Annotated in this window: 12 protein-coding genes; 8 read left to right on the forward strand and 4 right to left on the reverse strand. The window is 64.1% G+C overall.

Translation table 11 applies throughout. From position 1 onward, the window contains the following. Window positions 1-12: 12 nt before the first annotated feature. A complete protein-coding gene (locus tag ACIGJG_RS12490; RefSeq protein WP_483672412.1) occupies window positions 13-588 on the forward strand; it encodes a TMEM165/GDT1 family protein in 576 nt (191 codons plus the stop codon). A gap of 216 nt (window positions 589-804) precedes the next feature. Further along, window positions 805-2,664, forward strand: coding sequence for a dihydroxy-acid dehydratase (gene ilvD / locus ACIGJG_RS12495; RefSeq protein ID WP_011298583.1), 1,860 nt, complete (start codon window positions 805-807; stop codon window positions 2,662-2,664). A 230-nt stretch (window positions 2,665-2,894) separates the two neighbouring features. Here ilvD and ACIGJG_RS12500 read toward each other — a convergent pair whose 3' ends face one another. After that, window positions 2,895-4,100, reverse strand: coding sequence for a urate hydroxylase PuuD (locus ACIGJG_RS12500; protein ID WP_011298584.1), 1,206 nt, complete (start codon window positions 4,098-4,100; stop codon window positions 2,895-2,897). A 31-nt stretch (window positions 4,101-4,131) separates the two neighbouring features. Continuing rightward, entirely contained in the window at window positions 4,132-4,485 is a 354-nt protein-coding gene (uraH, locus tag ACIGJG_RS12505; protein WP_220630925.1) for a hydroxyisourate hydrolase, read from the reverse strand. 338 nt (window positions 4,486-4,823) lie between these two features. Here uraH and ACIGJG_RS12510 point away from each other — a divergent pair, with 338 nt between their 5' ends. The 6 genes from ACIGJG_RS12510 (at window position 4,824) to ACIGJG_RS12535 (ending at window position 10,441) form a co-directional block, all read left to right on the forward strand. Next, window positions 4,824-5,582 carry a GntR family transcriptional regulator gene (locus ACIGJG_RS12510; RefSeq protein WP_011298586.1) on the forward strand — a complete coding sequence of 253 codons (759 nt, stop codon included), beginning with the start codon at window positions 4,824-4,826 and terminating at the stop codon, window positions 5,580-5,582. 146 nt (window positions 5,583-5,728) lie between these two features. Then, the gene (locus tag ACIGJG_RS12515) at window positions 5,729-7,135 is read left to right on the forward strand and encodes a nucleobase:cation symporter-2 family protein (protein ID WP_041679675.1); all 1,407 of its coding nucleotides are present in this window, start codon (window positions 5,729-5,731) and stop codon (window positions 7,133-7,135) included. Window positions 7,136-7,198: 63 nt separating this feature from the next. Continuing rightward, on the forward strand, window positions 7,199-8,149 hold the full coding sequence (gene puuE, locus ACIGJG_RS12520) for an allantoinase PuuE (protein WP_011298588.1): 951 nt from the start codon (window positions 7,199-7,201) through the stop codon (window positions 8,147-8,149). Further along, window positions 8,146-8,664, forward strand: a complete 519-nt coding sequence (gene uraD / locus ACIGJG_RS12525) for a 2-oxo-4-hydroxy-4-carboxy-5-ureidoimidazoline decarboxylase (protein ID WP_011298589.1) — start codon at window positions 8,146-8,148, stop codon at window positions 8,662-8,664. The genes puuE and uraD overlap by 4 nt, the downstream gene beginning before the upstream one ends. 199 nt (window positions 8,665-8,863) lie before the next feature. Further along, on the forward strand, window positions 8,864-9,943 hold the full coding sequence (locus ACIGJG_RS12530) for a porin (RefSeq protein ID WP_011298590.1): 1,080 nt from the start codon (window positions 8,864-8,866) through the stop codon (window positions 9,941-9,943). A 252-nt stretch (window positions 9,944-10,195) separates the two neighbouring features. Next, complete coding sequence (locus ACIGJG_RS12535; RefSeq protein ID WP_011298591.1) at window positions 10,196-10,441, forward strand: hypothetical protein; 246 nt, start codon at window positions 10,196-10,198, stop codon at window positions 10,439-10,441. A 92-nt stretch (window positions 10,442-10,533) separates the two neighbouring features. On the opposite strand, the gene ACIGJG_RS12540 is transcribed toward ACIGJG_RS12535, so the two are convergent. Both ACIGJG_RS12540 and ACIGJG_RS12545 read right to left on the reverse strand, forming a co-directional pair. Then, entirely contained in the window at window positions 10,534-12,867 is a 2,334-nt protein-coding gene (locus tag ACIGJG_RS12540) for an NADP-dependent malic enzyme (protein WP_011298592.1), read from the reverse strand. Between the two features lie 268 nt (window positions 12,868-13,135). Beyond that, window positions 13,136-13,807 (reverse strand): DUF4136 domain-containing protein, encoded by a 672-nt coding sequence (locus tag ACIGJG_RS12545; RefSeq protein WP_011298593.1) that lies wholly within the window; start codon window positions 13,805-13,807, stop codon window positions 13,136-13,138. Between the last annotated feature and the right edge of the window lie 134 nt (window positions 13,808-13,941).

Genomic DNA, 13,941 nt, shown 5'->3' on the forward strand with positions numbered 1-13,941 from the left:
TCACACAACAACATGGAAGCCTTCCTCGTCTCCACAGGCATCGTCGCGCTCGCTGAAATGGGCGACAAGACGCAGTTGCTCTCGCTCGTCCTGGCCGCGCGCTATCGCAAGCCCCTTCCCATCATCCTTGGCATCCTGATCGCCACGATCGTCAACCACGGCTTTGCCGGCGCGCTCGGCGGCTGGATCACCCATGTGCTCGGCGAAAACCTGCTGCGCTGGATTCTGGGCCTCGGCTTCATCGCCATGGCCGCCTGGATGCTGATCCCCGACAAGTTCGACGACGAAGAAGGCGCCAAGCCGGTGAAAGGCACGCTCGGCATCCTGATCGCCACCATCGTCGCGTTCTTCTTTGCCGAGATGGGCGACAAGACCCAGATCGCCACGATCGCTCTGGCCGCCCGCTTCAACGGCGCGGTGCTCGCCGTAGTGGCCGGCACGACCTTCGGCATGATGCTGGCCAATGCCCCGGCCGTGCTGCTCGGCGACAAGTTCGCCAACAAGATGCCGATCGCGCTGGTGCACAAGATTGCCGCCGGCATTTTCCTGGTGCTGGGCGTACTGGCGCTGCTCAATATCGGCGGCTGACGGCTGCCCCCATCCGGCAATCCGGGACGCGAGACCCGGGTTGCCGGCGACAACCGCGCGATCACCGGCCTGGCCGGCTGCACGCTGCGCCGGGTGTGGGATAATCGCGAGTTCTGCCCAGGGCGCAGCTCAAGAGGTTGTTCGCACGGGCGCATGAGGGGCCCCTATTCCCGTGGCCCCGCATCCTTTCCGCGATACTGATTTCACAACCCCACAATGCCCGCATACCGTTCCAAGACCTCCACCGCCGGCCGCAACATGGCTGGGGCCCGCTCGCTGTGGCGCGCCACCGGCATGAAAGACGACGATTTCAACAAGCCGATCATCGCGGTGGTGAACTCGTTCACCCAGTTCGTGCCCGGCCACGTCCACCTGAAGGACCTGGGCCAGCTCGTCGCGCGCGAAATCGAAGCCGCTGGCGGCGTGGCCAAGGAGTTCAACACGATTGCGGTCGATGACGGCATCGCCATGGGCCACGACGGCATGCTGTATTCGCTGCCGAGCCGCGACATCATCGCCGACTCGGTCGAGTACATGGTCAACGCGCACTGCGCCGACGCCATGGTGTGCATCTCGAACTGCGACAAGATCACCCCGGGCATGCTGATGGCCGCCATGCGCCTGAACATCCCCGTGATCTTCGTGTCGGGCGGCCCGATGGAAGCCGGCAAGACGCGCCTGGCCAACCCGGTCACCAAGGCCGTCGAATTCAAGAAGCTCGACCTGGTTGACGCCATGGTGATCGCGGCCGACCCGGCCTATTCCGACGCCGACGTGGCCGAGGTCGAGCGCTCCGCCTGCCCCACCTGCGGCTCGTGCTCGGGCATGTTCACGGCCAATTCGATGAACTGCCTGACCGAAGCACTGGGCCTGTCGCTGCCCGGCAATGGCACCGTCGTCGCCACGCACGCGGACCGCGAGCAGCTGTTCAAGCGCGCGGGCAGCCGTATCGTCGAACTGGCCCGCCAGTACTACGAGCAGGAAGACGCGCGCGTGCTGCCGCGTTCGGTCGGCTTCAAGGCGTTCGAGAACGCGATGACGCTGGACATCGCCATGGGCGGTTCCACGAATACCATCCTGCACCTGCTGGCAATCGCGCAGGAAGCGGGCATCGATTTCTCCATGAATGACATCGACCGCCTGTCGCGCGTCGTGCCACAGCTGTGCAAGGTGGCGCCCAACACCAACAAGTACCACATCGAAGACGTGCACCGCGCGGGCGGCATCATGGCCATCCTGGGCGAGCTCGAGCGTGCCGGCAAGCTGCATACCGACGTGCCGACCGTACATGCCCCGTCGCTCGGCGACGCGCTGAATCAGTGGGACATCGTCCGCACGAAGGACGAGGCCGTCCGTCATTTCTACATGGCTGGCCCGGCCGGCATCCCGACGCAGGTGGCGTTCAGCCAGAACACGCGCTGGCCGAGCCTAGACCTGGACCGCGCCGAGGGCTGCATCCGCTCGTACGAGCACGCCTTCTCCAAGGAAGGTGGCCTGGCAGTGCTGCGCGGCAATATCGCGCTGGACGGCTGCGTGGTGAAGACTGCCGGCGTGGACGAAAGCATCCTCGTGTTCGAGGGTTCGGCTCACGTGACCGAATCGCAGGACGAGGCGGTCGAGAACATCCTCAACGACAAGGTCAAGGCCGGGGATGTCGTGATCGTGCGCTACGAAGGTCCCAAGGGCGGCCCCGGCATGCAGGAAATGCTCTACCCGACGAGCTACATCAAGTCGAAGGGCCTGGGCAAGGCTTGCGCGCTACTCACGGATGGCCGCTTCTCGGGCGGCACGTCCGGGCTGTCGATCGGCCACTGCTCGCCGGAAGCAGCCGCCGGCGGCGCCATCGGCCTCGTGCGCGACGGCGACAAGATCCGCATCGACATTCCGAACCGGACGATCGATGTGCTCGTGTCGGACGAAGAACTGGCGCGCCGCCGCGAAGAGCAGAACGCCAAGGGCTGGAAGCCGGCGAAGGCACGTCCGCGTAAAGTGTCGGCCGCACTGAAGGCGTATGCCAAGCTCGTCATGTCGGCGGACAAGGGCGCAGTGCGCGATCTGTCGTTGCTGGACGATTGATATCGCGGCGGTCTTCGTGCCCGGCTGCGAACAAAGGCCGCTCTTCGGAGCGGCTTTTTTTTGTTTGTTGAGCCCGCGAGAACTTAAAAAAAACGGAGCCGAAGCCCCGTCCAAACCCTCGCCGGCCCGGTACAAACGACTGCCAACTGCACAGCCTCCGGACCGTCGATCACCGATGCTCGGTTTTCACGGACCCGCTCGCTGGCGAGCGGGTCCGAGTACTACAACATTCAGTTAGTCGTCTTGGCGCCGCCTTCAAACCACTGGCCCAACAAGGCACGTTCATCGTCCGTGATCTGCGTGACGTTACCCAGCGGCATAGCCTTCTGCTGCACGGCCTGCTGGTAGATCAGCTGGGCGTGGGACTTGATGTCGTCCGCAGTGTCCAGCTTGATGCCCTTGGCAGCCGTCGGCATCATCTTCGGTTGCGCAGCGTGGCACTGCACGCAACGGGCGTTCACCACTTCCTGCACCTTGGCGAAGCTGACGGCGGCGGAGGCCTCGCCTTCGGCCTTGGCGACCGTGGGGCGCGGCTGCGGTGCGATCAGCACGGCGACCACACCCAGCGCGGTGACGCCGGCTGCCGGCCACAGCACATTGATCTTGCCCTTGTGCTTCAGGATGAAGAACTGGCGGATCAGCACGCCGGCTAGCATGATCAGGATCAGCACCAGCCAGTTGTTCTTGGCGGCGTAGGTCATGCTGTAGTGGTTCGACAGCATGGCGAACAGCACCGGCAGCGTGAAGTAGGTGTTGTGAACGCTGCGCTGCTTGCCGCGCTTGCCGTGGATCGGGTCCACCGGCTGGCCGGCCTTCAGGGCGGCCACGACCTTGCGCTGGCCCGGGATGATCCACACCAGCACGTTGGCGCTCATGATCGTCGCCACCATCGCGCCGGTCAGCAGGAATGCCGCGCGGCCCGAGAAGATGTGGCAGGCAACGAACGCCGCGGCCATGATGTAGACCGCCACCAGAATGCCGACGAGACGGTCGTTCTTGCCGAACAGGCGGCAGATGCTGTCATAGACGATCCAGCCGATCAGCAGGTACGAAACCGCGAAGCCGACTGCCGCGCCGGGCGACATATCGAACACATTCTTGTCGATCAGGAACGTGCTGGCGTTGAACAGGTACAGCACCACGAGCAGCGCGAAGCCGCTCATCCAGGTCGAATACGACTCCCAGTAGAACCAGTGCAGGTTCTCGGGAAGTGACTTCGGCGCGGTCAGGTACTTCTGCGGGTTGTAGAAGCCGCCGCCGTGCACCGCCCACAACTCGCCATCCACGCCCTTGTCCTTCAGGTCGGGGGCGATGGGCTTGGTCAGGCTGTTGTCCAGCCAGACGAAATAGAACGAGGAACCGATCCATGCAATGGCGGTGATGACGTGCACCCACCGCAACAGCATATTGGCCCAGTCGAGGATATAGCCTTCCATGTCTTGTCTCCTGTTTCCCTAGACCACGAATTCAGCTGCCGCGGTAGGTCGAGTACGACCAGGGCGAAACCAGGAGCGGCACGTGGTAGTGCGCGTCGGTGTTTGCAATGCCGAAACGCAGCGGCACGACGTCGAGGAAGGCCGGTTCCGGCAGCTTCACGCCTTGCGCGCGGAAGTAGTCGCCGGCGGCGAATTCCAGCTCGTACACGCCGGCAACCAGGTCGGCGCCTTCCAGCAGGGGTTGGTCGCAGCGGCCGTCGTGGTTGGTGACCACGGTTTTCAGCGTTTCGCGGCGATTGTCGACAATTTTATGGAGAGTAATCGACATGCCCTGGCCCGGGGTGCCGGCAGCGGTGTCGAGAACGTGGGTGGTCAAGCGTCCCATCGTATTTGTCCTTTTGCGATTGGGTTGTGAGGGGCGCCGCTGCCTTCACTAGCACCATATCTGGGAATGGTGCCCGCTCGGTACGTCATGTAACGCATCCCGGCGCTGGGTTGGTGCGTGGCGACAATGCGCCTGCACCCACCCGGTTGACAACTGGGGGATAACCCTTAGTTGTCGAAAACCTGATTCGGTTTTGTTGACAATATTGAAGGCGTAACCAAATAATTGTCAACAATTTTTGGATCACCGCTTGCTGATAGCCCGCATTTCCGGCGCGACAGACGGTGGTCCCGCAGGGGCCGCAGCCCGCTGTTTCCGTCCTACCGCTTGGTGCCAAGATGTCCAAGAGCCTGAAGCTGATTGCCGGTGTCGCCGATGCCGCGCTGACCGAACAGAAGTCCGACAAAAGCGAGCGCCCCGCTCGCAAGGGCTCGGTCGAAGATCGCATGTATCACGAGATCTATGACGCGATCATGGAGCACCGGCTGCCCCCGCGCACCAAGCTCACCGAGCATTCGCTTTGCGAAATCTATGCCACCGCGCGGCACACGGTACGCAAGGTGCTGTCGCACCTGGCTGCCGACGGCATGGTGGACCTGGAACCGAATCGCGGCGCGTTCATTGCCAGCCCGTCCACCGATGAGGCGCACGACATGTTCGAACTGCGCCAGATGCTGGAACGCGCGGTGCTCGACAAGCTCGCCGCCATGCCTGACGTCAAGACCGTGATCGCCCCGCTGCGCAAGATGGTGGCCAGCGAACGCAAGGCCTTTCTCACGCATGACCGACCCACGTGGATCCGCCTCTCGGCCGAATTCCACACCGCGCTGGCCGAGTTGTCCGGCAACGCGCTGCTCGTGAACATGATGCGCCGGCTGGTCTCGCGCACGACGCTGATGATCGCCAGCGTGGAAGCCCCCGGCAACAACGCGTGCTCGTTCGACGAACACGAGGAAATCCTCGACGCCCTCGAACAGGGCGACGCCGCACTGGCGCAGTCGCGCATGGCGCACCATCTTGGCGCGTGCGCCGACCGCGTACAGCCCGACGATCCGGGCGCCTTCGATCTTCGCAGCGTGCTGGGCCGCTCCACCTAGCACGGTGTTCCCGCCGGCATCACACCGAACGAGGCCTGGCTGCACTGCCCATGACAGCGTCCTGAAGGATGCGGCGGCGGTGCTGTCCCAAAAGGAGGCCACGGATGCCAGTGTTCCCATCAAACCAAAGGAGAGGAGACGCACCAATGACTTCCGCAAGCACCACGGTCCCCACGGACCTGACTAACGAGCGTCTGCCTTCCGGGCGTCTGCTCGCGCTCGGGCTGCAGCACGTGCTGGTGATGTATGCCGGCACCGTGGCGGTCCCCCTGATCGTCGGTGGCGCCCTGAAGCTGCCCAAGGACCAGCTGGCTTTCCTGATCAACGCCGACCTGTTCGCCGCGGGCCTCGCCACGCTGATCCAGGCCTTCGGCTTCTGGAAGTTCGGCATCCGCATGCCCGTGATGATGGGCGTGACCTTTGCCTCGGTGGCGCCGATGATCGCCATCGGCACCGACCCGAACGTCGGCCTGCTCGGCATCTACGGCGCGGTGATCGCGTCAGGAGTGTTCGGCATCCTGGTTGCACCGATGATGGGCCGCATGCTCGGGCTGTTTCCGCCCGTGGTGACGGGCACGGTGATCACGCTGATCGGCGTGTCGCTGATGCGCGTGGGCATCAACTGGGCAGCCGGCGGCCAGCCCACCACCCGCGCCGTGATCGACGGCGTGGTGAAGGAAGTGCCCAATCTCGCCTACGGTGACCTGGCCAACCTTGGCATCGCCGGGCTCACGCTCGCGGTCATCCTGCTGCTGACCAAGTATGGCCGCGGCCTGGTGGCCAACTGCGCGGTGCTGCTCGGCATCATCGCCGGCACGTTCGTGGCCATGGCCATGGGCAAGGTGTCGTTCGAAGGCCTGAATGAAGCGAGCTTCGTCGCCGTCATCACCCCGCTGCACTTCGGCATCCCGACCTTTGAACTCAGCGCGATCCTGTCGATGTGCATCGTCATGCTGATCACGCTGGTGGAATCCACCGGCATGTTCCTGGCCCTGTCGGACATCACCGGCAAGAAGCTGAGCAATGAAGACCTGACCCGTGGCCTGCGCGCGGACGGCCTGGGCACGGTAATCGGCGGTCTGTTCAACACCTTCCCTTACACCTCGTTCTCGCAGAACGTGGGCCTGGTGACCGTGACCGGCGTGCGCTCGCGCTACGTGGCGGCAGCCGGCGGCATCATCCTGATCGCGTTCGGCCTGTTCCCGAAGATGGCCCACGTGGTCGCCTCGGTGCCGCAGTTCGTGCTCGGCGGCGCCGGCATCGTGATGTTCGGCATGGTCGCCGCCACGGGCATCCGCATCCTCGGCAGCTGCGATTTCAACCGCAACCGCCACAACCTGTTCATCGTCGCCATCTCGATCGGCTTCGGCATGATCCCGACGCTGGCGCCGACGTTCTTCCAATACCTGCCGAAGTGGACGGTCCCGTTCACCCACAGCGGGATCGTGCTCGGCACCATCGTGGCCGTGGCGCTGAACCTCTTCTACAACGGCATCCAGTCGCGCGAAGAGGCCATGCGCAACGCCGCCGCGAACACGCACGGCACGGAGTAACCGCGGTTCCCGGCAGCCTCCTCGCAAGACGGCGCTGCCGGTGCCCTGAAGCAGAAACGAACCATGACAGACAAGAACTATCCACGCGATCTCATCGGCTACGGTGCCCGGCCGCCGCACGCACGCTGGCCCGGCGGCGCGCGCGTTGCACTGCAGTTCGTCCTCAACTACGAAGAAGGCGGCGAGAACTGCGTCCTGCATGGCGATGCCGCGTCCGAGCAGTTCCTCTCCGAAATCGTCGGCGCGGCGGCTTATCCCGACCGCCACATGAGCATGGAGGGCATCTACGAATACGGCTCGCGCGCGGGCGTCTGGCGCATCCTGCGCGAGTTCGAGAAGCGCGGCCTGCCGCTGACCATCTTCGGCGTGTCGATGGCGCTGCAGCGCCATCCGGAACTCACGCGCGCGTTTGTCGAGCTGGGCCATGAGATTGCCTGCCACGGCTGGCGCTGGATCCACTACCAGAACATCGACGAAGCCACCGAGCGCGAGCACATGCGCATCGGCATGGACATCATCAAGGAGTTGACCGGCTCGATGCCGCTCGGCTGGTACACGGGCCGCGACAGTCCCAACACGCGCCGCCTTGTGGTCGAGCACGGCGGCTTGCTGTACGACTCGGACTACTACGGCGATGACCTGCCCTTCTGGACCGAGGTCGAAGTCACCGGCGGCGGGAAGAAGCCCCACCTGGTGGTGCCTTACACGCTTGATTCCAACGACATGCGCTTTGCCACGCCGCAAGGCTTCAACACGGGCGAACAGTTCTTCCAGTACCTGAAGGACGCGTTCGACGTGCTGTACGAAGAAGGCGACCCCAGCGGCCTGGACCAGCCCAAGATGCTGTCGATCGGCATGCATTGCCGCCTGCTCGGCCGACCGGGGCGCTTCCGTGCGCTGCAGCGCTTCCTCGACTACGTGCAGGGCCACGACAAGGTATGGATCAGCCGCCGCGTCGATATCGCCCGCCACTGGATCGAGACCCATCCCTACACTCCGCGCAACAAAGCATGAGCCAGACCTACACCATCGCCCAACTCAACGCCATGCCCACCGCCGAATTCGTGCAGGTGCTGGGTGGCCTGTATGAACACTCGCCGTGGTTCGCGGAAACTGCCGCGGCAAAGCGCCCGTTCGCGAACGTGGCGGAACTGGCTGACGCGCTGCGTGCCGCGGTCGATGCGGCCGGTACCGAAGCGCAGGTCAAGCTCGTGCGCGCTCATCCGGAGCTTGCCGGCAAGGCCGCCGTGCGCGGCGAACTGACCGCCGAATCCACGCGCGAGCAGAGCGGAGCGGGGCTGAACCTGTGCACGCCTGAAGAGTTCGACCGACTGCAGTCGCTCAATGCCGACTACAACCAGAAGTTCGGCTTCCCGTTCATCCTGGCCGTACGTGGCTACGACCGCGCCGGCATCATCAACGAGTTCGCACGCCGCATCGACAACACCCCGGAGACGGAGTTGCAAACTTGCATCAACCAGATCCATCGCATTGCACAGTTCCGGCTTGACGACTTAGTATCCGGCTGAGCCAAAAAAGCGGCACCTGTATAACAAAAACGCTGTACCCGATGCTACCGGCACCCCGGCCCGCAATCGATCAGAATGCGGGCCCGTCAACCGAGCCCTGACCAGGTGGCACGAACAGAAGCGCAAAGAACAGAACAAGAACCCGACAGGGACCCAGTACACAACGTTCCAAGCAGGATCAAACCACGGAGGTCTAAAAATGCAGAAGCAGTACAAGCCGGCACTGAAGCTGGCAGCCGTAGCAGCTACCCTTCTTTCCGGCGCGGCCATGGCACAGTCGAGCGTGACGCTCTACGGCCAGGCCGATATGTTTGTTGGCGGCTTCAAGGACGTGGGCGGTGCGGACCGCGCATGGGTGGCCAACTCGGGCGGCATGCAGACGTCGTACTGGGGCATCAAGGGCACGGAAGACCTGGGCAGCGGCAACAAGGCCATCTTCGACCTGAACGGCTTCTTCCGCACCGACAGCGGCAGCATGGGCCGCTTCAACGGCGACTCGATGTTCAGCCGCAACGCCTATGTCGGCCTGCAGAACGACAAGTACGGTACCGTCAAGCTGGGCCGCAACACCACGCCCTACTTCATCTCGACCATCCTGTTCAACCCGCTGGTCGACTCGTACGTGTTCTCGCCGACCATCTTCCACACCTACCTGGTGTCGGCAGTGCCGGGCAAGCTCAATGACCCGGGCATCATCGGCGATTCGGGCTGGAACAACTCGGTGCTGTACAGCACGCCGAACTTCGGCGGCCTCACCGCGAACGTGATCTATTCCTTCGGGGAGCAGCCGGGCAAGACCAGCGAGAACAAGTGGGGCGGCAACCTGATGTATTTCAACGGCCCGTTCGCAGCAACGCTGGCCTACCAGCAGGTCAAGTTCAACATCCAGCCTGTCGGCGACCTCGGCGTGCCGACCGGCTTCGATCGCCAGGACGCCGTCCAGGGCGGCATCACGTACGACTTCCAGGTCGTCAAGCTGTTCGCGCAAGCGCAGTACATCAAGACCCGCATCAACGGCGCCGGCAACGGCGGCGACCTGAAGCACACCAACGGCCAGATTGGCGCGTCGGTTCCGGTTGGTGCAGGCAACGTGCTGGTCTCGTACTCGTATGACAAGACCAAGAACGACGTGACCGACTTCAAGCGCAACACGGCCGCCATCGCCTACGACTACAACCTGTCCAAGCGTACCGACGTCTACGCCGCGTACTACTACGACAAGCGCAACGACGCCGAGCACGGTGATACGTTTGGCGTCGGTATGCGTCACAAGTTCTGACGCACTGTAACTGTAGATCGCGGGAATACCGCATGCAGCCCTGAGCCCGCCCCTTGGCGGGCTTTTTTGTTGCCGCGCCGGGATCACATCTGGCACGGTCTTGCCGCCCGTATGTTGCGGCGCCGCATAATCTGCCACGCCACCTGCGGATCGGCGGACATCAATCCATAGGCTGATTCAATTGGAACACGGCCGGCACGGTGCCTAGATTGGTTCTCCGGACTACGAAAACCACAGCGAGACAGGTGACTCATGCGGCGAAATGCGAAGACCCGTTCCGAACTGATGGCCATCCTGAACCAGTGCCTGGATAACAACCCCGAGTGTGGGGAATGTGAGCTTCACGCGGTGCGAATGCATCAGCCGGACCATACCGGCTGCAACTGGAGCGCTGAAGTGAATTTCCCGCAGGAGTATGTCGAGCACCTGGATACTCAGCTTGCGGCCGCCCGGTCGATCATCGTGGTCATGCGCGAGCAGTACAACGTGCTGCAATAACAACCGGGTGTGGCGCACCTTTGATGCGCCACAGCAAGAAAATAAGGCCGGGTCATTGACCCGGCCTTTTTCATGCCTGTGTGACGCCGCGCTTACTGCTGCACGCTGGCGTTGGCGTTGGCCTCAGCCACCGCGACTGCCGTCATATTGACGATACGGCGCGTCGTGGCCTGCGGGTTCAGGATGTGCACCGGCTTGGCCGCGCCGAGCAGGATCGGGCCCACCGTCACGCCCTGCCCGCCCGTCATCTTGAGCAGGTTGAACGCGATATTGGCAGCGTCCAGCGTCGGCATCACCAGCAGGTTCGCGCTGCCGGCCAGCTTGGTCGACGGCAGGAAGTGGCGCCGCACGTCCTCGTCGAGCGCGGCGTCGCCCTGCATCTCGCCTTCCACCTCGAGATGCGGCGCCACCTTGGCCAGGATCTCGGCCGCTTCGCGCATCTTGCGCGCAGACGGACGCGTCGACGAGCCGAACATCGAGTGCGACATCAGCGCGACCTTCGGGTGCAGGCCGAAGCGGCGGATTTCCTCAGCGGCAAGCTGCGTGATCGCGGCCAGCTCTTCGGCGTTCGGATCGTCGTTGACGAAGGCATCCGTGATGAACAGCGTGTGCTTCTCGAGCATCAGCGCGTTCAGCGCAGCGAAGACCTTCGCACCGGGTGCCAGGCCGATGACGTCGCTCACGTGTTCGAGGTGCGCCTCGAAGCGGCCCACCGTGCCACACAGCAGCGCGTCGGCATCGCCCATATGCATGAGCATGGTGCCGATCAGCGTGTTGGAGCGGCGCAGCGCCACCTTGGCCATGTCGGGCGTCACGCCGTCGCGGCCGCGCAGCGCGTGGTAGGCCTCGTGGTAGGCGCGGTAGCGCGGATCGTCTTCCGGGTTGATCAGCTCGAAATCGACGCCGGCCTTGAGACGCAGGCCGGCCTTTTCGATGCGCATCTGGATCACGTGCGGACGGCCGATCAGGATCGGACGTGCGAGGCCTTCGTCGACCACGCTCTGCACCGCGCGCAGCACGCGCTCTTCTTCGCCTTCGGCATAGGCGACGCGCTTGGGCGAAGCCTTGGCGGCCGAGAACACCGGCTTCATGATCATGCCGGTGTGGTAGACGTAGGTCGACAGCTGCTGGCGATAGGCGTCCAGGTCCTGAATCGGACGCGTTGCCACGCCCGATTCTTCGGCAGCCTTGGCCACGGCCGGCGCGATCTTTTCGATCAGGCGCTGGTCGAACGGCGTCGGGATGATGTAGTCGGGGCCGAACTTCAGTTCACGGCCACCGTAGGCAGCGGCGACGGCGTCGTTGAGCTCGGCTTCGGCCAGCTCGGCGATCGCCTTCACGCAGGCCAGCTTCATCGCTTCCGTGATCTTCGTCGCGCCGCAGTCGAGCGCGCCGCGGAAGATGTACGGGAAGCACAGCACGTTGTTGACCTGGTTCGGGTAGTCCGAACGGCCCGTGGCGATGATGCAGTCCGGACGCGCGGCCTTGGCCACTTCCGGGCGGATTTCCGGTTCGGGGTTAGCCAGCGCCAGGATGATCGGCTTGTCGGCCATGGTCTTGACCATGTCGCCGGTCAGCACGCCGGCGGTCGAGCAGCCCAGGAAAACGTCTGCGCCGTTGACGATGTCGGCCAGCGTACGGGCCGAGGTGTCCTGCGCGTAGCGGGCCTTGTTGGCTTCCATGTTGGCGTCGCGGCCGACATAGATCACGCCCTTCGAGTCCACCACCGAGACGTTTTCGCGCTTCACGCCCAGGCTCACCATGGTATCCAGGCAAGCGATGGCCGCAGCGCCGGCACCCGACACCGCCAGCTTGACCTTGGCGATGTCCTTGCCGACCACCTTCAGGCCGTTCAGCAGTGCCGCGGCCGAGATAATGGCAGTGCCGTGCTGGTCGTCATGGAAGACGGGGATATTCATGCGCTCGCGCAGCTTCTGCTCGATGTAGAAGCATTCTGGCGCCTTGATGTCTTCGAGGTTCACGCCGCCGAGCGTGGGTTCCAGCGCGGCGACGATTTCCACGATCTTGTCCGGGTCGCGCGCGTCGAGCTCGATGTCGAACACGTCGATGCCGGCGAACTTCTTGAACAGGCAGCCCTTGCCTTCCATCACCGGCTTACCGGCCAGCGGACCAATGTCGCCCAGGCCCAGCACCGCGGTACCGTTGGTGATCACGGCCACCAGGTTGGCGCGAGAGGTGTATTCGGCAGCCGTCGACGGATCCTTGGCAATCTCCTCGCAGGCATAGGCCACGCCCGGCGAGTACGCCAGCGACAGATCGCGCTGGTTGGACAGCGCCTTCGTGGCGGTTACCTGGATCTTCCCCTTGGTGGGACTGCGGTGGTATTCCAGCGCAGCGAGGCGCAATTGCGCTTCAGGACTGTTCGGGGCGTGTTGCGGTGCGTCACCGCTGGTCTTGCTGCTCATTGGCTCGTCCGGAAAATGGCCTTCTTGCCGGGGCCCGAGCGCATCCCGCCAACGACGCAGCAGGCACGACGGCCGGCAGCGAGGGGCAGCATCCTGACGGGCTCCGGTGGTTGTGGGCCGGAAAATCGAGCGCCTATTCTAGCCCACGGTTACGGCACAGAACCCACCCGTTTCAACGGTTAAGTCGCGTTTTCGGCCGAATATCGCAGCAAAACAGCTTTTACCAATGCGTATGCAATGGCACGCGAATGTATATGCTCCGCAGACGTTACTTTGCGGCCGGTTTTGCCTCCGCCGGCGCCGCTGGCGCGGTGCCCTGATCGACGGGCAAGGTAACGCGCCGGGGCCGGCCGCTCTCGGCCGGAAACTCGGTGAAGGCGCTGCGGATCAGGTAGGGCATCATCGCTGCCGGGTTGCCGTCCTCGGTCTGGTTCTGCGCGCTGACCTGATAGACACGCTGCCCGGTTGCCGCATCCTTGAAATAGACACGCAGACTGGCAAAGGTCACCGGCACGTCGCGCACGACGGTCTGCGGCGGCCAGTAGCCGGGCCAACCCCAAGGCCCCCAGGGCCGGTAGAAGCCGTACGGCCCCCAGTACGGTCCCCACGGGCCGTACCAGGGATCCGGGTAGACGGTTTCGGCCACGCGCACCATGCCGGGCGCCGCGTTGTACTCCATGCTGACCCGGTAGCGCGCCTGCTTCTCGGGTACCTGCTCGAAGCCGACCCGGGCCAGCGCGTCGGCCAGCCACAGTTCATAGGTCTGGCGATCCAGCTGCGCGGCCTGCTCGGGCGTGTGCTCGAAGCTGTAAGTGCGCGGCGCCTCGTTCTGCCAGCCCGGCTGCCGGAATGCGGTGACGTCCGTCACTACGGTGCTTGCGCAGCCAGTCAGCAGCATGGCGCCCGCCGCCGCCACCCACGCGGCCAGCCTGCGCCACATCCCGTTCCCGTCATTGCGGTGGCCGCCTGTGCCACGGCCCGCCCATTGCCACATATAGATGCCTCTCTTGTTGTTGATCTGACGTGTCTCTGAGACCACGCGGCCGGGCCGGAATTCCCTGCCAGCCGGGCTGG

This window comes from Cupriavidus sp. C1SS-2L (assembly GCF_057073735.1).